At 66.5% G+C, this 1,698-nt stretch carries 2 protein-coding genes; one reads left to right on the top strand and one right to left on the bottom strand.

Going from position 1 to position 1,698, the window contains the following annotated elements:
- Nucleotides 1-302 precede the first annotated feature (302 nt).
- The gene (locus AC1DZ6_RS24745) at nt 303-1,211 is read right to left on the bottom strand and encodes an alpha/beta hydrolase (RefSeq protein ID WP_477099747.1); all 909 of its coding nucleotides are present in this window, start codon (nt 1,209-1,211) and stop codon (nt 303-305) included.
- A gap of 168 nt (nt 1,212-1,379) precedes the next feature.
- On the opposite strand from AC1DZ6_RS24745, the gene AC1DZ6_RS24740 reads away from it, so the two are divergent.
- Nucleotides 1,380-1,698, top strand: a 319-nt coding sequence (locus tag AC1DZ6_RS24740; RefSeq protein WP_477099746.1) for a TonB-dependent receptor plug domain-containing protein, incomplete at its 3' end; no start/stop codon positions are given.

The following is a 1,698-nucleotide window of genomic DNA, read 5'->3' as shown; positions in this document are numbered from 1 at the left end:
GGCTACAGCCCGCGAGGGCGTGTAATTCCTGTGGAGTTAGCGCGCAAACCCTCGCCAACTCCTTCCAAAAAGATCTTGCTTAAGGGGTAATTTACCCTAATGTCGGATTTATATCCACCCATAAGCACAATATTCAAGCACAAATTAGAATTATCTTTCTAAATCAACGCCAAACACGGACTTAAAATCCGTCGGGAGCAATCCCATGCCGGTTCGACCCCGGCCGCCCGCACCAGTTCTCAAACAGCATGACGCGCGGYGCTCTTGCCCCTGCGCCAGCTGGAGGCGACGGCTGGACGAGGCTAGGCGGGCTTCGCCGCCCCTTGCGCCCTGAGCCACGCCAGGAACAGGTCCGGCCAGGTCGCGGCGGAGGACTTCGGCGGGGCTCGAAGGCCAAAGCCGTGGCCGCCGCGCTCGAAGACGTGCAGGGCGGCTTCCGCGCCCGCCGACCGCCAGGCGCGAAAGGCGTCCAGGCTGTTGTCCACCGGCACTCTCGGATCGTCTGCGGCGTGAAAGAAGAAGGTCGGCGGCGGCGCTTTCGGCGCGCCGCGATAGAGTCCTTGGCGCGGCGACGCCGGAACGTTCAGATAGGGATAGCCGAGACCCAGGAAGTCGATCGTCAAGGGTAGGCGATCCGCCTCGTCCACGGGCGCGTAGTCGACCTCGGCCGCGCGGGCCGCCAAGGCCCCGGCGATCGTGCCGCCCGCCGAGAAGCCCAGCACGCCGATCCGTCGTGCGCCGGTGCGCCTGGCCAGAACACGAAGCGCCCGCGCCGCGTCCTGCAGCATCACGTCAGCCCCCTGGGTCCAGCCCTCTCCCGGCAACCGGTAGATCAGGGCGCCGGCGGCGTAGCCGGCGCCCGCCAGCCAGCGGCAGACCTCCTCGCCTTCCTTGTCGAAGACCACGCGGTTGAAGGCGCCGCCTGGGATGACCAGCACGGCGGTATCGGTGGCGCCGACCGGAAGGTGCAGGCTCAGCCGGGGATCGCGCACGCCGGAAATGTCGCGTCCCTTGCGGCCCTGGTCATCGACCTCGCGCGCCACTTCCTGGACCGTGACATGCTCGCCGCCCGGCACGCCGTCGGGCCAGAGGCTGATGGTCTCCGCCCGCGCCTTGGAGGCCGCTTGGGAAGCCGCTTGGGAGGCCGCTTGGGCCCCTCCACCCAGGCCTGATACGGCCAGCGCGCTCGCCAGCAGGGTCCGTCTGTCCATCCGTGCCTCCAACCTTGTCGGCGGACGCCTAGCAGACACCGAGGAGGCCCTGGTTTGTTAAATCCTATAAATCCTATAGGAAAAATTGAATATCAGCTTGAGCCGCTCTCAAGCTACCCCCGCTCCACCTCGCCGGCCGACCGGCGACAAACTTACTGGGGGTGTCTGATGTCGTTGTTTAACCTGGGCCGCGCGCGAGCCGCCCTCATCCTGCCGACGCTTCTGGCGGGCGTCGCCCTGCCGGCGCTCGCCTGGGCCGCGGACGCCGCGACGCCCGGCGCGACCGACAGCCAGCAGCTGGAAGAAGTGGTCGTCACGGCTCAACGCCGCTCGGAAAACCTGCAGAAGGTGCCGGTGGCGGTCTCGGTCGTCAGCGGCGACGCGCTGGAAAAGCGCCAGGCCTTCTCGACCGAACAGCTGGTCCAGCTGGTTCCGTCCCTGACCTTCCGCAAGGGGACCACCAACGTCAATTCGTCCTTCAACATCC

This window comes from Caulobacter sp. P1_B12_2, assembly GCF_056406675.1.
This window is presented reverse-complemented; position numbering and strand designations above follow the sequence as displayed.